The organism is Pseudomonas sp. GW823-FHT06B06 (genome assembly GCF_058795195.1).
The window spans coordinates 1-18424 of the sequence record NZ_JBXAHO010000065.1 but is presented as its reverse complement, the minus strand read 5'-3'; the positions used below and the strand labels follow the sequence as shown (position 1 = coordinate 18424).

General features: G+C 55.2%; 9 protein-coding genes and 5 pseudogenes. 6 read left to right on the top strand and 8 right to left on the bottom strand.

Translation table 11 applies throughout. The annotated features are described in order from the left end of the window. Window positions 1-304 (top strand): alpha/beta fold hydrolase (locus AC1Q8Q_RS30870; RefSeq protein ID WP_492615916.1); only part of this gene is annotated, 304 nt, incomplete at its 5' end. Between the two features lie 841 nt (window positions 305-1145). Then, window positions 1146-2126 (top strand): IS5 family transposase, encoded by a 981-nt coding sequence (locus AC1Q8Q_RS30865; RefSeq protein ID WP_449104914.1) that lies wholly within the window; start codon window positions 1146-1148, stop codon window positions 2124-2126. A 496-nt stretch (window positions 2127-2622) separates the two neighbouring features. Here AC1Q8Q_RS30865 and AC1Q8Q_RS30860 read toward each other — a convergent pair. The 6 genes and pseudogenes from AC1Q8Q_RS30860 to AC1Q8Q_RS30835 form a co-directional block, all read right to left on the bottom strand. Further along, window positions 2623-2973, bottom strand: a pseudogene (locus tag AC1Q8Q_RS30860) (transposase); the annotation flags it as partial. 452 nt (window positions 2974-3425) lie between these two features. Beyond that, window positions 3426-4798: pseudogene (locus tag AC1Q8Q_RS30855) on the bottom strand (IS1182 family transposase). Between the two features lie 153 nt (window positions 4799-4951). Then, window positions 4952-5263, bottom strand: a complete 312-nt coding sequence (locus AC1Q8Q_RS30850) for a hypothetical protein (RefSeq protein ID WP_492615915.1) — start codon at window positions 5261-5263, stop codon at window positions 4952-4954. A 596-nt stretch (window positions 5264-5859) separates the two neighbouring features. Then, entirely contained in the window at window positions 5860-10095 is a 4236-nt protein-coding gene (locus AC1Q8Q_RS30845) for an NACHT domain-containing protein (protein WP_492615914.1), read from the bottom strand. Between the two features lie 209 nt (window positions 10096-10304). Next, complete coding sequence (locus tag AC1Q8Q_RS30840) at window positions 10305-10496, bottom strand: hypothetical protein (protein ID WP_492615913.1); 192 nt, start codon at window positions 10494-10496, stop codon at window positions 10305-10307. A 309-nt stretch (window positions 10497-10805) separates the two neighbouring features. Beyond that, entirely contained in the window at window positions 10806-11969 is a 1164-nt protein-coding gene (locus AC1Q8Q_RS30835; protein WP_492615912.1) for a PDDEXK-like family protein, read from the bottom strand. A gap of 553 nt (window positions 11970-12522) precedes the next feature. Between AC1Q8Q_RS30835 and AC1Q8Q_RS30830 the strand changes: the two are divergent. Both AC1Q8Q_RS30830 and AC1Q8Q_RS30825 read left to right on the top strand, forming a co-directional pair. Beyond that, window positions 12523-13335, top strand: a pseudogene (locus AC1Q8Q_RS30830) (transposase); the annotation flags it as partial. Between the two features lie 813 nt (window positions 13336-14148). Next, a complete protein-coding gene (locus AC1Q8Q_RS30825; protein WP_492615911.1) occupies window positions 14149-14394 on the top strand; it encodes an inositol monophosphatase family protein in 246 nt (81 codons plus the stop codon). Window positions 14395-15035: 641 nt separating this feature from the next. Here the strand turns inward: AC1Q8Q_RS30825 and AC1Q8Q_RS30820 are convergent. After that, complete coding sequence (locus AC1Q8Q_RS30820; protein WP_492615910.1) at window positions 15036-16010, bottom strand: site-specific integrase; 975 nt, start codon at window positions 16008-16010, stop codon at window positions 15036-15038. A 180-nt stretch (window positions 16011-16190) separates the two neighbouring features. Here AC1Q8Q_RS30820 and AC1Q8Q_RS30815 point away from each other — a divergent pair, with 180 nt between their 5' ends. Both AC1Q8Q_RS30815 and AC1Q8Q_RS30810 read left to right on the top strand, forming a co-directional pair. Then, window positions 16191-17198, top strand: a complete 1008-nt coding sequence (locus tag AC1Q8Q_RS30815; RefSeq protein ID WP_492615909.1) for a DNA-binding protein — start codon at window positions 16191-16193, stop codon at window positions 17196-17198. Window positions 17199-17372: 174 nt separating this feature from the next. Next, window positions 17373-17669 (top strand): annotated as a pseudogene (locus AC1Q8Q_RS30810) (transposase); the annotation flags it as partial. Window positions 17670-18117: 448 nt separating this feature from the next. Here AC1Q8Q_RS30810 and AC1Q8Q_RS30805 read toward each other — a convergent pair. Further along, window positions 18118-18345: pseudogene (locus AC1Q8Q_RS30805) on the bottom strand (hypothetical protein); the annotation flags it as partial. Window positions 18346-18424 lie beyond the last annotated feature (79 nt).

Here is an 18424-nt window from a genome sequence, read left to right as displayed (position 1 = left end):
CTTCCAGGAATCTTTTTCCCGCATGTTTCCAGCACCGCGTCAGCGCTGGGTAGCCGCGCTGGCTAGTTCGGATGCAGATATAAAAGGGCTTTCCAACGAGACACTGATTATTCATGGGCGTGAGGATCAGGTGATTCCGCTATCCAGCAGTCTGCGTTTAGTCGAACTCATCGAGAGTGCGCAGTTGCATGTTTTCGGGCATTGTGGGCACTGGACGCAAATTGAGCAGGCCGACCGATTCAATCGGCTTGTGGTCGACTTTTTTGATGAGGCTAGCATAGTGCCTAAACTGGATGTCTTGTAAATCTGAGCGATTCGCAAAGGCGAATGCGACTTTGGTACCGCCAATACCACCCCGCTTGGCGGCTTAGCATTATATTTTAGGTTGAGTTTTCTGCGCGGGGCCTCAGGAAAGGCCTGAAATAGTCTCATTTCCCACGCTTATTCTGTTTGGCAAGCCGATAGCAGCATCCTGCTGATCGCCGAGCCTGCGCATCCAATGGCTGCAGTGCTAGTCTGTGCGGCGCAACTGGAACCATTCGTCTCGCACAGGGAGGCTTTTGCAGGCACCCTCCGTGCGGGGGGTGGGGGCGGTGCGGTGGACGGTAGACCCAGGCCCCGGCGTGGGGCCGAGCCGGTCCTGCGATCGTTGGACAACTTGATAGAGGTGCTTTTTTCGGATTGAGGTCAATCAACTCCAATTGCGCGGTGATTGCTATGCGGTTGATCGGCAGTACCGCCGAGAGCGTACTGAACCGCGGGCCGTGCAGTTTGACGATCGTCAAGCCACTGCCCGGGCTCGACTGAAAGGGCAACCCGTCGCGCCCACAGTTGATAAAAATCAACTGCCCTCTGTTGCTGAATAGTTGATGTAGGAGTGATCAGTGAGGGAACCAATATCCCTCGAGGGCAGATTGTTGCCATCTCAGTCGATTCCGGACAGAGATTCACTAACGACATTCCACGACGGAGTAGGCTGACTCACTGGCTGTCTATCGTCATTACGCGGATGGTCAACACGGTCAATCTACCTGACGAAGCAGATACCGCCGAGTGATGTTCGGTTCTCCATATTTTTAGGGAAATTCTGAAGAAGACTTCCTGATTTTGGCAAAATACCAGGACTCCACCCGCCGAGTTTTCCGATGAAACAGATGACCTTCGCTGACGCCGAGTACGCAGGCAAGCGTAAGCAGACCCGCAAAGAGTTGTTCTTGATCGAGATGGATCAGGTGGTGCCGTGGAACGGCTTGATCAAACTGATCGAGCCGTTCTACCCGAAGGGTGAAGGCGGTCGTCCGGCTTATCCGTTGATGACGATGCTGCGTGTACATTTGATGCAGAATTGGTTCGGTTACAGCGATCCAGCGATGGAGGAAGCGCTGTACGAGACCACCATCCTGCGGCAGTTCGCCGGGCTGAATCTGGAGCGTATTCCCGACGAAACCACCATCCTCAACTTCCGCCGACTGCTGGAGAAACACGAGCTAGCTGCCGGCATCCTGGCCGTGATCAATGGCTATTTGGGTGACCGAGGGTTGTCGTTGCGCCAAGGCACCATTGTCGATGCCACGCTGATCAATGCGCCCAGCTCGACCAAGAACAAGGACGGTAAACGCGATCCAGAAATGCACCAAACCAAGAAGGGCAACCAGTACTATTTCGGCATGAAAGCGCACATCGGTGTGGATGACGAGTCAGGTCTGGTGCACAGCGTGGTGGGCACAGCCGCCAACGTGGCGGATGTCACTCAGGTCGACAAACTGCTACACGGTGCGGAGAACGTGGTCTGCGCCGATGCCGGTTATACCGGCGTCGAGAAACGTACCGAGCATGATGGGCGCGAGGTGATCTGGCAGATCGCGGCACGCCGCAGTACTTACAAGAAGCTGGGTAAGCGTAGCGCTCTATACAAAGCCAAGCGCAAGATCGAGAAGGCCAAGGCCCAGGTACGCGCCAAAGTCGAGCACCCGTTTCGGGTGGTCAAGCGCCAGTTCGGTTTTGTGAAAACGCGCTTCCGTGGCCTGGCCAAAAACACCGCGCAACTGGTGACGCTATTCGCTCTGTCGAATCTGTGGATGGCACGCCGACATTTACTGACCAGTACAGGAGAGGTGCGCCTGTAATGTGGGAAATGACCGTTGCGAGGTGCTCGCGGCGGCTAAAAGCTCAGAAATAAGCGGATGATCTGATCGTTTTGGTCGATTCGCCGTTTTCAAAATCAGCGGAGGCTGAAGTCAGCCAGAAAAGCGTGACTACTTCAGACCATCCCTAGAAGCGCAGAATCGATACGTTTTCAGCAGTCGAAGTAACTGCCCAAAATGCCCAGTAAACAGATTGTTTACCAATGACTGTATATGGACTCCTCCTCATTGCAAGCTCTTTTGCTTTGGCTCCCGCGCCGACTGCACACGTATATTCGGCCTCTAAATACAGCATCGTTTCGATGCAGGGCCATGATGGGCTATTCGCGCGTCAGCTCCCGAGTGTTTTTTCGTGCTTTTCGCACTTAGACATTAGAGGGTTTTGCCGACGCCGGTTCGACCGGTTTGCCATCGTTCAGGTTGCTTTGCAATCGTGGTTAAGAGTTGTTTCTCTCGTGGAACACGTCGGGTAAATAGATCAGGCCGCTGCCTGATCCGGTTGGTAATCAGTGCCGTGACGCAGCATCGCCCAAGCCATGCGTGCAGTTTTGTTGGCCAGTGCAATAGCGGCCACATTGGGATGTGATCGCTCGGCTAAACGAACGGCCCACTGGCTGAGTCGATCCTCTTTGGATTTGGCTGTGCGTAGCGCCGAGCGCGCGCCATGCACCATCAGTGTTCGCAGATACGCATCACCGCGCTTGCTGATACCGAGCAATCGATCCTTACCGCCAGAACTGTGTTGTCTGGGTGTCAGCCCTAGTGAGGCCGCCAATTGTCGGCCATTGGCAAACTGGCGGGCATCACCGAGAGCGACGACGAGCGCTGTGGTTATTTTCGAGAATGAAATCCAATGCCTAAATCTGCATTACGTAGGGGTCACCCGCGCAGTCAATGCTTGCGTGCTGATGACATCGAACTTTCGTATTAACGGGCAGGGAGCTGTTAAGAACGGTGCTCCCTCACAGTTCATCGACAGGAACGGAGCGAACGCTACGCCCATCTTTTGGTAACGCAATTGATGGGGCAACTCGGCACTCTACGTAACAGTAGTAGACCTTAATCTGTTCAAATTTGTGCTTTGAGTCGTAAGCAGCTTGTCGCGAACGGCAGCTTTTGGCCGATTCTGTTGAAAAAGTCGGATTTTCAGATCGCCTGAACTCAGGCACGACCACCACCGGAGAACCTACTCACCACATGGAGTGGTTTTTCGGACCTTCGTTGGCCTTTGCTGCTCTGTTAGTGGGTTAGTTTGAGGTTTTTTGCTTGGTGCAGGCGCACCTATCCCGTGACTGGTGGCCCTTGAGATGAAAATTTGGCCAGCCGTCGCAGGTTCTGCACCGCAGCGGCCAGCGTGAATTCATCGGTCGCGTCACTCAGGCCACGTAGTCGCAAGCGATCCAATTTCAGGATGCGCTTGAGGTGGGCAAACAACATTTCGACCTTTTTACGTTCGTGGCGAGAGCGCTGATATGCCGGCGTTGCTGCAATGCGCCGAGCCACATCCCGAGCGGCTTCATTGACGCTGCGGGCGATCTTGCGAAACGCAGTGTTCGGGCAGCACTTGGCTTTCATCGGACACGTCGCGCAGTCGGTCTGTCTGGATCGGAAGATGATGTGTTGGCTTTGGTGACGTGCGAACGCTCGTTCTTGAAGACTCGCCATTCGCTGCGTAATACGTTGCCGGCTGGGCAGCGGTATTCCTCGGCCTCTTCATTCCAGTGGAAATCGTTACTCGAAAAGCTGTCGTTCTTGCGCTCAGTTTTGTCCCACACCGGCACATGCGGCTCGATGTCTTTTTCCTCCACCATCCAGGCCAGCATCGGCGCTGTACCGTAAGCGGTGTCGCCAATGAGGCGTTCCGGCTTGATGTCGAACTGCGCTTCGACCCGATCGATCATCGTCTTGGTGCTCTCGACTTCTGCGGTTCGATGAGCCGGTGTGGGTTCCACATCCATGATCACGCCGTGCTCGGTATCGATCAGATAATTCGTGAAGTAAGCGTAGAAAGCTGGGCCGCCTGGAGCAGCGGTCCAGCGGGCCTGAGGATCCGTCAGCGACAGGCGCTTCGGTAGCGTTTCGGCCAGAGCCTCTTCATCGAGGCCTTCAAGGTACTCACGCACGGCGCGGGTGCTCAGGGCCGGATCGCTCCAGTTGACCGGTTCATCACCCGGTACGCCGCGCTGCCGACTGGCATCCGCTTTAATGATGCTGGCGTCCACGGCAAATCCTTCGCCTTTAACCAAGCCTGCGTCCATGCAGCGACGCAGCACTTCATTGAACAACCAGCGAAACAGATCACTGTCCCGAAAACGGCCGTGTCGATTTTTGGAAAAGGTCGAGTGGTTGGGGACTTCATCCTCAAGGCTCAACCGGCAGAACCAGCGATATGCCAGGTTCAAATGGGCCTGTTCGCACAATCGCCGCTCTGAGCGAATGCCGTAGCAGTAGCCGACGATCAGCATGCGGATCATCAGTTCAGGATCAATCGACGGACGCCCAATCGGGCTATAGAAATCGGCGAGGTAATGGCGCAGGTCGCTCAGATCGAGACATTGATCAATGCTGCGCAGAAGGTGATTGGCTGGGATGTGATCTTCAAGGTTGAACGAGTAAAACAGTCGCTCCTGCCCACTCGATAACTGTCCCATCATGCTGCGCGCTTCCCTGCTGGCCAATGCAGAGATTTTGCCGCAGGCCAGACAGGGGAGCTACTTTTTCAACAGAATCAACCGATAGCGGTCGGTCGTGAAGGGAGGGCTGTCTACCCCGTTGGGACCGATTACCACAGGACACGCGCCAAAACGTCACCACTGATTTGATGCAGAACCTGCCTCTTTTAAACCAGGGTAATCATCGAGCGCGAGGCTAGATTTACCATCGTCCACCTGATCCTCCTTAGGTTTATGTATCACTCCGGCTTCGGCATCCGCACGCATCTGGTCGAGCTCCTTGTGGAACGCCTTGTCCTGAACAGTTGGCTTGCTCGTGTATGGCTTTCGTTCCGGTTCCGGCTTCGCTGCATAAGTAGTTACCGCATCAGGGTTGTGCTGTAGCTTTTCTTGAATTTGAGCTTCGAGCATCGCACGAAGCGCGTCTTTATCTGGGCGAGTCAGCAATTTTTAAGTCCTATCGAAAAACCATCACCCAGTAATCGACTGAGCAAATGGCCGGTTGGTAAAAATGAAATCGACATGTCGAGAGTTTGGGCTGCAAGTGCAGTCACTGGGATTGCAGGTTGAGAGGGGCGCTTAATCAATTTCTTCCAACATGATGAAAGTGTCAAATTGGGTACATGCCTTGGGTGATCTGTAGTCGGCAGGAACACAGGCTATGAGGAATTGAAAACATCATTCCTTTTATATTTGGGGGCTTTACTCATTTTTCGCAGCGATCCGCCAGACAGCTTTTGGACAATCGACACGTTTCTTTGCCTTTGCCTTTTAGAATTTTAAGAAGATGCAAATGGCAGAGTAGGGCAGACAGACTCACACGCCGGGTAGGAGAAATCACTTCTTTGCGACCCTTCCGAATGAGAAAATGACATGGTTGTATATCTTGGGCCTCCCCCCTTTTTGGGAGGGGGGTGGATTGGCAGGATGCTTACCGTGAGCGGCCTGGCCATAACGCCGAAGGGCGGTTTTTACCGGCCTCTGGGAGGAGGTCGACCTCGATAGGATGGCCAGCCACGCATTCGTGGTTGGCGCCCTTGCCTTTATGCGTCTCGAAAGCTTTTCGGGGGCGTTGCGTCGATCCCGATGACTCGAATAAATCGCCTGCGATCCTGTCCTTCCAACTCCAGGGCCCGGGCTTGTAAAAGCTCAATCAGTGCCTTGAAATTAATTAGCTTTTTGGTCACAGGGTGCCGCCATTTTTTAACCTCCTGCAGCACGATGACCAGAAAACCCGTGGTCGCATTGTGGTTGCGCATGTATTGACCCACCAGTTGGTCTTCAAGCGCCTCCAAATACTGGGGTACGGTCCAGCGAAACGACATTTTGAGTTCGATGGATGCGTAGTCAGAACCTTTCCGGCACAACACGTCCCGTCGCGTGGCCTCCGCAGTCTCCGACTCAAGCGTGACCGTGTAGCGTGACCCCGAAAGGTGGTTCATCTCACTCCCAAGCAAGGCTTGGAAGTCAGCTTCCAACGCTAGGCCTTCCTCTTTCGCATTGGGTTTATCCGACTCGATTCGAGCAAACATCAGTGAACTGAAGAAGCGTCGAAGGCTGAACTCACCTTTTTCAATGCTGTACTTCACGGCAAGGAGGTCTTCCTGGACGGCCAGCGCCAGCGAAAGTGTGCCGGCGACTGGCTGCCTGAAGTCGTCATCGAACTTGTCAAAATCTCTTTGCAACACTGGCGAACGACTGAAACGTGCTTCCTGCATGTCGAACAAAACACTGCTCAGGTACTGTGCTTGCTCGCCGCCCGCATCCTTGCGAATTGCGTCGAGGGCTTCATAGGCTCTTGTCGACACTGCTGCAGCAATAGCGGGTATGAGCGCATCACGCAGTTGCTCGGCTGCATCCCGATTTCCTGGCGTATACACACTTCCTTCAGCATGCTCGATGTCGTTCTCTGGCCGGACGATATCGAAGGTCCACCTGTAAAGAGCTGCCAGCGTGTCAACCCCGTCGTCACTCCGTTTGGCGAGCCCGATCACTTTCGCCCCATAATCCTTTCCGAGGTAGGCCGCCAACTCAAAGACAAAACTCTGCGCTTGGGGCCTGGCGTCAGCCAGCCACCGCTCAAGATAGGATTTGAATGAACCTGGGTAGCCAGTAAGCCAGAAAGCCCCCCACATAACACTTTGCTCTACTGTTTCCAGCAGGGGGGGCTGAATGATGACCTCACCTGAATCAGTAAGCACGGCCGTGCTGAATGTCGCCTGAAGTCGGCTCGCCGCCTGTGCCTCAAACACGTCCTGAGTTGTTGTGCCTGGAACATTGCTTACCAGACGGAGAAGCGACTCGGTGGTGTGGTTTCTGCACCGTGGCTGTTTAAGCAGGAAGGCCCAGGCCGCCGGTGCCAGCTCTTGCTGAATTCGCTCCGGTGCCCCATTTAAGTTAACAAGCAACTCTTCTGCGTGTTCGAAGGAGGTTGGCCCCCGATCCGCGCGTGCGATCAGCTGCTGTAACTCGACAATTGCCACAGTCTGGTGTGCGTCGACCAAAGGCCAGAACCATTGTGGAAATCCGTTGATCTCAAAGCTAGCGTATAGAATAGCCTGCCTTACCTCGGTCGCCGACAAAGTCGGCAAATCGGTGCCGTCGCGAAGCTCATGGCTTAGCCCCAGTAAGCCAGCAGCCGTGATGTGGTAAGTGGACCTTGGTTCATCCTCCTTGAACATTGGCAGTTGATCACGCCAAAGCGTGGACAGCCCGGCTTTGAATGCGGCTGTCAGGTCAGCGCCACCGACCTCCGCCACCGGGTCGATGCTGACATCACCGTAGCGGGACGACGTGTTTGCCTGCAAAAGCCAGCCAACCAACCAGGCAATTGCTTGACTTCCGGAGCCGTCACGTATCAGTTCAATTTCCTTGTGCAGGGTCGCCAGTGATGACGCGTCAATGGTCAAGCGGCTCTGGCGAATCTCCTTGGCCGTTGGCCGGGGCTTTTTGCCAGCCGCGGTGACCTCTTGAAACGCCAGAATCGCGGATCGCAGCGGGTCTGACATGAGCGTCGTGGCGTCCTCCAAGGTGGGTTCACAGATAAAGCCAAAACCAAAAATTGCTTGCCTGAGCTGGTCGTCATCTGGGGGCGTCAGCTTGAGAATTTTCCGAAGGAGTTCTAGGCGGACCGCCGGGTTTTGGTGAAGCGCTGTGCGCAAAGCTGAAAAATCACTCGATCCATAGAAGCACTCGCGGAAATACCGGCGAATGATGAGGCAAAGGTGAACCACGCGGGCTTCATAGCGGTTCCCTGATCGAGTGATAAGCGAGGCCAGCACATCGATCACAAAACTGATCCTACGATCGGAGAAGTCCGAATAGACTTTCTTTCGGGCGTCTGGCAGATGACGGTCCTGGACCAAACGAATTACCAGCGATCGCGCCAGCTGATAGGCCTGCTGATCATCCGCAGCGTCGAGAACCGGACCAGCGATGGTGGAGGTAAGGCGGAAAGCCCCTTGACCCCGGTCAAACTGCCTTTCGATCAAGGTAACGATCTGAGCCACCGTCAGGTGCGACCAGGCCAGGCGGGTGATCGAGGCGGAGATTAGGCTTTCATGGAGAGCAGCTTGCTCCATCAGCGCGGCTGCAATGCCTTGAAGGTCCTCGTTGACGCCAAGGTCCAGTAGGTAATACAGGTCGAGGCCCTGTCGCTGTTGCATGAGAAGGGCGAAGTCACCCTGGCACGACTTCAGCACCTGCTGGCGCAGAATATCTGACCGGCTGTTGGTCGCAATGTTGATCAGCGCACTTCGGGCGCGATAATTTGAACCATATTGCTCGAACAGCTTGCTGATCAATGGCAGGTTGCCGTTGGCGCCCACCTGCCAGTAGTTTTCGGGTGAGAGGTCGTAATGTTTGCGTCCAAGGCGATCCCCTTGTGTGGCCACGAGTTGAATACTTCGCTTGATCGCCTCGTGTGCGTCAGCCTTAGGGATGTCCCGGTTACGTAAGTCACCAAAAAAGGCGACCACTTGCGGGTCCCGCGACAAAAGCTCTGCGCGGCAATAGGCGCTCAAGGTTGCCAGCCAACCCAACATTGTCAGCAGCCGCCGCTGTACGCCGCGTTCTCCCGTAGGGGCGTCCCAGGAAAACGCATCGACTAGGCGTTTGGCATTTTCCGGTGATTGAACCCGCGATGCGAAATGTTTCGCGGCAAGAAACGGAACGAGTTCCTCAGGGTAGAGCTTGACCTGGTGATGGCCAGCATCACTGAATAACTGCGATGTCAGCAATTGCTGCAAGGCCGACTCGGGGTGCTGGGTACCTGCAATCAGTCGCGCGGAAAGAACCGCGTCATCCACGCCGAACTGTTCCGGGGGCATCTCGATGTTCATCAGCTGACAAACAATTGAGGCTGCCGCAATTCTGCTTACAACAGCCACCTGTGCAGAGGGAGTGCCAGCAGTTGACAGGCGATCGTCGCGCCCTTGTTGGATTTCGACAGCCTGGACCACCCCCTTGTACACCTCGGTTAGACATTCCGGTTGGCGGTTTGCCAGATCGAGGTGGGCAAGGATCGCAAGTCCGCCGGGGCTCTTCGTGAACCCAAGCACGCCCTTATTGTGGGCTACCTCAAGGAGTGTGGCCGCATCATCAACCTCATGTGCACGCTGCAGGTAGGTCTTGGCCTGGCTTGAGGTAAGCGGAGCCATGGAGAAAATGGACAAGGCGGCTTGGCTGCTGCTTAACCGGGTGGTTATGCCCTTATCCGCTTCATCACCAAGCAGCCGCCCGAGGTCGGTCTCCTCCGTTGAGGTGACCTCGAGGGGAACATCCAGGATCGCAGATAGCTGGCTCAAAACATCCCGAGAGAGTACGGCCGGGCGTGTCGAGATGACCCAATGGGTGTTACTGGTTGGCCAGTGAACCGCCGTGAGCACCTTCTTCAGGGCATGATGCAGATCGGCTCGCTGATTGGACGAAGCCTCATCCAAGGAATCGATGAACAGGGTTACTGGCGCATCAGGAGCCTGCTGCCAGGCCTCGAAGGCATCAACTTCAGACGGGATCAGTGAGTCCTCAAAGGCCCCCCGGTCAAGCACTTTGCGCAGCTCGACAAACACCGCGTATTTCCCCACCGCCCGTTCACGCTTTGCCTGCTCTTTGAGTTCAGTGGTTTTACCGAAGTTCGCCGGTGCGACGATAATCGCATAGCGGCTTGCCAGAACCTCATCCCATGGCATTTTACGACCACTGAATTCTGACCTCAGTAATTCCTCCTGGTCGTATTTCCTCCGTTGCACGAAGCGTCGGTCTAGGTTGAGGTACGGCATAGGGTGACGCTCCATGAAAACGGTGCGATACGTTAGCGTCCCGGACCTAGAGTTCAAAGCTTGAGATCAGTGACTTGCTTGATATGAACCTGCCCCGGCAAGCCTGCGGCTGCATTCCATGACATGAGGGTGATGCTCACGTTTGCGGCGGAATGGGCTGGCACGGTGCTGCAAGCGACATGGGGGGCCGGTGCTTGGGCTCGGCAAAATCAGTCGATTAACCCAAGGCCTTCAATCTTGGCTTTGTCGCCTTCGATGGTCAGCGTGTAAACGATGTTAGTGTTTTGCTCCCGGTGCTTGTACACGCCCCCGAAACCGTCGAAGCCGTACATGTTGTCAGCTGCGAGCAGTGGCGTTGAGATGAAGGTTGTCGCAGCTGCGGCAGAAAGTAGCCAACGCATAGTTCTCCTCAGTCAGTTAGGTCAATTCGGCCATTGGGGTATATGCGGCGTTGGCCACCGCCGTTGCAAATCCACGTCGATGTGCATAGCGGCGGCTGGAAGGGTAACGAGTTCGTTACGTGGCTGCGAGCCAAACTGGGCCTCCAAACTCGTGGAGGAGCTGAAGGTCGATCCTTCGAGCTGATATTCAAGCGGCCTAAGAGCGGGCAGGGGGACTTGACCCGTACCAGACCGACAGCAGATTCGCCCCCCATGTCGGGGCTCAAACCGCCCGGTCACACTCCACTACGAACTCCACGTGCTGTTCACCTAGCCGGGTGAGATCTGCTCGATGGTCTGTGCAATATCGCGCAAGAACTCACCCGGGTCAGCGAGTCTTCCCATGTTTTTAGCCACGTGTTCCTGGTAGAGGCAGGAGAACCACTGGGTATTGCTCCAGACTCGATGGCAGAGGTTCTGAGGTAGCCACGTCAAGTATTCCTCCGGGCGCTCGATCTTACAGAGCTGGTGATTTCTCGAGGGCACGATGCCGTAATGAAGGGCATCGGTTGCCACCTCGATTCTGAATAGCAGGTCGTCGCGTCCAATCTCGAAGAACATACCAACGTTTGAAATCCTCTGTCCCTTTGGCATAAACCATGTGCTGCAGTTTTTCTCCGTACACTCATGGCCACGAAATCCAGAAGGGGCATGAACACGCGAGTGTCTCTTGGCCAACTCGTCCTGAACCGCCTGAAAGAATCGAAACAGGGCGGCCCCCTTGGCGTAGGGCAGTGCACTGGCAATCTGATCGGCAGTTTGGAAGTTGTCGCCTACGGCAAGCAGCTCGAACAAGGCCTTCATGGAGATATCGGTCATGGTTTTCCCTGTAATTTTTTGCACCAGGTTCCGGTACTGGATCAATGCATGTTGCAGCGCCGGCACGTCGTCCGAGCGCGTGATGCATTGCTCAACCCAAACCAGAATATGGTCTCGGTAGGACATCGGTAGGTAGCTCGCCCCGCCATGGCTTTCTTCCGTTGCGTCCCGGCCGGTCTTGGTCAAGTACCACAGGTGCCAGCGTTTACCTGATGCTTGACCGATCGCGGCGTAATTCTTCAGTTGCTCAAACCCGTCTCCGGCGTCGACCTTGTTCTCGATCAGAATGAGGTGATCCCTCAGGTGTATGGCGATATCGACCCGGCCCTTGCCATAGGGGAACGACTGTTCTTTGCGCACGCGAGCTTCGAACAATGAACAGCCGTGCGAAATCCCCATCTGGGACAACATGAGTTCGAGGAAGAGAGGGCCCTTTCCGTGCCTACCTTTGGGATTGAGCAGCTCCGCGATCATTGCTGAGTGGGTATTCACCTCCGATCGCTCGATTTTCGTGATTTGGAAGAGGTTGAATGCTTCCCCGCTGGCAGCACGCCTCGCCGCATCCTCGCGAACAAGCTGGCCGGCCTGGCGTAGCAGCGACTGAATCTTTTCCATGGAACCGGCACTCTCCGTAGCGGTGCTACATATCAGGTCGATGACACCGAGAACCGCATTCTACGGAAATAGTTGGTAAAGGGGGTTGCACAAGCGAGGTCAGGTTCCCTAGTGCGTGTATGGCCATTGTGACGTTCAATTTGACGCCTAGGTAGGGGGGAACGCCGTTACCTGGATAGCGGGGTAGGCGAATTTTGGATGGGTATTTTGGGTGGCAACACGCAGCGGAGCTCATGAAAATAATCTCTTCCCATGTCCAGAGATTGCCCATGACGCTTGCAGCGACAATCGAAAGAAAACCCAGAATGGCTTCCATTAAATGAACCGCGAAACGCCTATTCGCTTTCATCACACTTTGCTTAGGGGTAGCACACTGTGCGGTGACCTATGAATTGGCCAAAGACAAATTTCACACAACCGTGTCCGCACAGACTTAGGCAAGTGCCGCCCACCGTGGTTTCCGTGATGGGACAATGAGCGGTGACATCGCCTTCGCTAAACTTGAAAGTATCTCGAACATTGATGACTCCAGCCTCAATGCGATGCTGGCGGCAAATCTTTGGCCAAAACGCTACCGAAGCGCCTGTCGCTGATGGATCCTCAGGCCCGCTGGACCGCTGCTCCGGGAGGCCCAGCGTTCTTCGCCTATTCCACGAACTATCTGATCGATACCGAACACGGCGTCATCGTGGATGTGGAACCCACACCAGCTCATCGCACGGCCGAAGTCGAGAGCACCAAGACAATGATCGATCGCGTTGAAGCGCAGTTCGACATCAAACCGGATCGCCTCATCGGCGATACCGCTTACGGTACCGCGTCGATGTTGGCCTGGATGGTGGAGGAAAAAAACATCGAGCCGCATGTGCCGGCATGGGATAAAACCGAGCACAAGAACGACAGCTTCTCGAGCAACGATTTCCACTGGAGTGAAGAGATTGAGGAATACTCCTGCACGGCCGGAAACGCATTGCGCAGCGAATGGCGAGCCTTCAAAAATGAGCGTTCGCATGTCACCAAAGCCAACACCATCATCTTCCGATCCAGACAGACCGACTGCGCAATGTGTCCGATGAAAGCCAAGTGCTGCCCGAACACTGCGTTTCGCAAGATCGCCCGCAGTGTCCATGAGTCCGCTTGTGATGTGGCTCGGCGCATCGCAGCGACGGCGCAGTACGTGCGTTCTTGACACGAACGCAAGAAGGTCGAAATGTTGTTTGCACACCCCAGGCGCATCCTGAAACTGGATCGCTTGCGTCTACGTGGCGTGAGTGGCGCGACCGATGAGTTCACACTGGCGGCCGCGGTACAGAACCTCCGGCGTCTGGCCAAACTTACATCTCAAGGGCCACTTGCTACGGGATAGGTGCGCTTGTACGAAGCAAAAAACCTCAAACTAACCCACTACCAGAGCAGCAAAGGTCAACGAAGGGCCGAGAAACCACTCAATATGGTGAGTAGGTTCTCCGGTGGTGGTCGTGCCTGAGTTCAGGCGAGCTGAAAATCCGACTTTTTCAACAGAATCGGTCGGTTGCAGTCCTTCAGTCCTTGGCTGACGCACTTTCCCTGAGTGGCTCCCGCTGACACCCATCAACTGCAAACAGCTGGTCAGCGCGAATGCAAATGACTGGTCAAGTCGGATGCAAACGACTGGTCAGTGGCGATGCAATTAGGTGGTCACGTGAGATGCAATTACGCAATCACCGAATGGTGCGCCAGTGCTGGAATCCTGTGCGTCATAATTGCCTGAATGCGGCCGACCACTGCTTTACTAGTTCGCATTGATGGAGGAGGGATGCAATATGGTTGAGACGGGCACGACAGCAACGCTATTCCTCATCACGGGTGCGTGGATCGGCAATGAAAGGTAGGCGCAAATCGAAGGCAACGAAATGGGCAATGAAGCTTCAATTTCAGAGGGAGGCCTATCGATTGATGGCCACTAGGTCTGCAAAAGTTTCGAATCGTTTTCTCAATGCCGTCCTGCAATTGGATTCATCGTCCGAGCCGACTAGCAGGCTCGCCGGTGCGTCGAGCAAGCACCACCGATCGCAAAATCCTGACCTGCCAGCACTGCTGTCCCTCGTCGTCGACTTGGTTTGCCGGGCAGGGCAGCTTCTTGTCGCAAAATGGGAACGGGTAGATGGACCAAGAGGGCAGGGAGACAAGGCTGTAGTCGATGTCGAAATTGAACTCCTGCTACGCCGGCAATTGCTTGACCTGTGTATTGCTGCGACTTCTGGGCCACATCCTGACACGACACCCATGGCGCTGGGTGGTCGACCCCAACGATGGCGCGAGTGATTTCCTGAGTGGGCTTAAAGGTTCAGCTATTTCTGTCGGACTTCTCTACGACCACTCCCCAGCATTAGGTGTGGTTTATGCACCTGTGACGATAGAAGGTATTCCTGATTGCATCGCTTAGGCTGAAGGATTGTCCAATGTAGTGCGCAATGGACAACCGGTAACGACCAAACTTTCTGACAAAACCTTGTCATGCGACAGCCGGGTGATGCTCAGTTCCGCGGCTGTTAACAAGGCAGATATCAATCGCGAGCTCTGCACCCCACATACCTTTATTTCAATGCCCTCAATTGCCTACCGACTTGCAAAAGTTGCAGCTGGTGATGGCGTTTGCGGTGTTTCTCTCTGCCCGGTTTCTGCGCATGATGTCGTTGCAGGTCATGCGCTGCTCAGGGGTGGGGGTGTGCGGCTCAATGAGAATGGCGAGTCAATACGGTATGTCACGGAAGATAATATACGAGCTGTCTCACGACGGTGCTTTGGCGGATTGGAAATTGTGTGTCAGACATTGGTGGCCAGGGGATTGGGACCGCATTTTTCGCGGCTAACCAGAACGCAATTCCCCGGGCCGCAAGGAGATTTGTGGAGCTACTACCCGTCAGGCCATCGATCGGGGATCCATCCGACGAACCATTGGCCCCCAAGGTGCAGGTGTTGATCAGCTTTCTGGCTGAGCAGTTTGCTTGGGAAAATTAGACGTCAGTGGCGTGCCCCGCTCAGGCTGGGGACTCAATCCTGACCTTGATATGCCGCGTCCTCGATTTATTCACCCAGCGCCAAGGTAGTCGCCTGGGGCAGCGCCGAGGGCGTGAACGGCTGCCTCATCGCCAACTCTCCGAAAGAGTCTGCCGTGTCGATGTAGCGCATGGCTGACTTCATGTCCTTCCAGCCGACGTACGTCATCAGTGCTTTGATATCCCAGCCATTCGCCGCCGCCCAGGTCGCAAAGCCCCGACGCAGCGAGTGACTGGTGTACAGCTCTCCGGACAGGCCGGCGCGCTGGAATATTCGCCGCAGCAACGGGATCAGGCTGTTGGCACTCAAGCCATCGTCCGCCAAGTGCCCCCAACGATCGAGCTTCCTGAAAACCGGACCCTGCGCAATCCCCGCCACGGTGATCCAGTTCACATAGGCCTGCACCGGACAAAGCTGCTTTAAGGCGGGGGTACGAAAAGTCATGCCGCGGTGCTGGCGATCGCCCTTGCTGTGCGGCAGATAGAATGTAATGCCTACCCCGGTTTGCACTTGGGTGTTTTCAACCTGCAAGCGCGACAACTCATCCCCGCGAAAGCCCCGCCAGAATCCGATCAGGACCAAGGCCAAATCACGCCGACTGCGCAGCAGCGCGGCCAGGTCGTGCTGCGCGGCGGCCTGCTCCGCCTCTCGTCCCAACCACTGAACAGCTTGTTCCAGGTGCCGCAGGAGCAGGGGTGCCGCCTGCTTTTCCTGGGTCGGATGCAAGGTGCGAATGCCCTTGATCATCTGCCGCACCGCCGGCGTCTTGGTCGGATCGGGGAAGCCCTGGGTGATGTGCCACTGGGCGAGGGCGGCCAGGCGCTGTTTCAGCGTACTGATGGCGTGCTGATCGGCGTACTCGGCGAGGTAGCGCACGATGCCATCGCCAGTCGCCGGCAGAAACCCACCCCAGGTCACTTCGAAGTGCTCTACCGCCGCACGGTAACTGCGCCGGGTGTTTTCCCGGGTGCCGGCCTGCAGGTAACGATCAACCTTGTTCATCTCTACCCTTTTGCGCGAAACGTGCCATTTCCGGCGACGGAAAAAGCCAAAACCAGCTCTATGATGCGATAACGCTCGATTATTTTATCAAAGAATCACCCTTATATTGTTCTTTTTATAGCAGTAAAGTGCTATGTATATACGTGGTATGTAGAACAGTACGAAATCGTAGGAGAGAAAATGGCACGCGGCGGAATTAACAAGGCGATTGTCCAAAAAGCCCGGGAATCGCTGCTTGCTCGGGGAGAGAATCCGAGCATCGACGCCGTGCGCATCGAGTTGGGAAATACCGGCTCAAAGACCACTATTCACCGTTATTTGAAGGAAATAGAAGATTTTGACCCCCGGCCGCGAGCCTCTAGAGAGCGGCTGAGTGATGAATTGACCGAGCTTGTTGCCGGCCTCTTAGAGCGAATGACGGAGGAGGGAGGCGAAGCCCTTGCATACGCCCAGGCGCGCTTCGACGAGCAGCGCAGCGAGCTGGAGCAAAAGCTCGACGGCTTGAGTGCCGAACTCACCTCATTGCAGCGTGAAGTGGATAGTCAAAAAGGAGCGTTAGCGCTTCAAGCGGATGAGTTGCAGATTTGTCAGACAAGCCTGCAAACCGAGCTTACCCGCAATGCCCGCCTGAGCCAAAATTGCAGTGACTTGGAAATTCGCGTGCAGGAGAAGGATGAGCAGATCCGCTCTCTGGAAGAGAAACACCTTCATTCCCGAGACGCTTTGGAGCATTACCGCAATGCAGTCAAGGAACAGCGAGATCAGGAACAGCAACGGCACGAAGGACAGGTGCAGCAGGGTCAGGTTGAGCTGCGCCAGCTGCAGCAGACGTTGATGGTCAAGCAGGACGAGCTGACTCGACTGAACAGAGATAACGAGCGCTTGCTGAGTGAGGCTCGACAGCAGACCAAAGCGGCGGCGACGCATGAAGATGCGGCGGTTCGATTGAGCGGTGAGATTGCCGCCATGAAGATAGCAGTTGCCAAGACAGACGGGGCGAAAGAAGCGCTTCAGGAGCAGCTAGGCATATCGCGCGCCGAATCTAAGCGGCTAGAGGAGGGTTTGGCGCAGGCTAGCTCGCAACTGGCCGAAGCCACGAGGCTGTCGTTACACTATTCAGCGGAGCTCACTCAGCTACGACAAGCCGTGGCTCATCCTGATACCAACAATGGAAGCTCCACAAAATAAGACCAGGGGAGAGTTAGATTGAACAAATTTAACGCGGTGTGCCGCGGTCCTGATGCAAGCACTCTTGACCTGAAATATACGCATGAGCGCCTGAACCAGATGATCTCCTCGGGCGATTGTTCGGACCCACTGAAGCGTATTGGTCGAGTCGCGTCACGCGTGAAGAAAGTGACGCCCGAAATGAGCAAGTGCTGCCCGAACACTGCGTTCCGCTAGATTGCCCGCAGCGTCCATGAAGCCGCGCGCGATGTGGCTCGGCGAATCGCAGCGACACCTGCGTACGTGCGCTCTCGCCACGAACGTAAGAAGGTCGAAATGTTGTTTGCCTACCTCAAACGCATCCTGAAATTGGATCGCCTGAGACTACGTGGCATGAGTGGCGCGACTGATGAATTCACGCTGGCCGCTGCGGTACAGAACCTGCGACGGCTGGCTAAATTTACATCTCAAGGGCTACCTGCCACGGGATAGGTGCGCCTGCACTCAGCAAAAACCTCAAATTAACCCACTAACTGAGCAGCAACGGTCAACGAAGGGCCGAGAAACCAATCAATGTGGTGAGTCGGTTCTTAGGCGATGGTCGTGCCTGAGTTGAGGCGAGCGGAAAATCCGACTTTACAGGAATCACCTTCCGCTTGTATGAGTCCAGCCAGAGACGAATACCAGAACGGTAAATAGCTCGAAGACCAATTGCCCGATGCTGGCCGATTTCTGCATGTCGCCACCCTCAGTTATGTGGCTGGGGCTGGCGATCAATTAACATTGAGAGCAGTCTGGAGTGATGATTTTAAATCCAGTCCGGGATACGACTACCGCCCACTAATCTTTGAGGCTTCATTCGACACGAATCTGTTGGGTGCTCCGCGGTAACCGAATGCGGTTTAATGCCCAGGCTGGTGAGCCAAAGGGAAGTACCCCCTTACATCGACTTGACCGATACCACTTCCACAAACCTGAATTTTTTTCTGGCCGTCTTAGTAGCTTCTTGTTCTGCAACTAGGGAGCTCAGCGTATCGGCCTCGTGTACCATCTCGTGCATCTCGCCTTCAAATTCATTTCCCACACGGAGCGTGACTCTCAACCTAGGTGTGAAGCCTTTTGAGACTGTCTTTTTCTTCTCAGCCTTCACCGGTTGCACGATCACAACATGGCGGTCTCAAGGAACAAGTGCAACACCTGATGTAAGGTGTTGCCATGTCTACCCAATACAAACACTTGAGTACCGA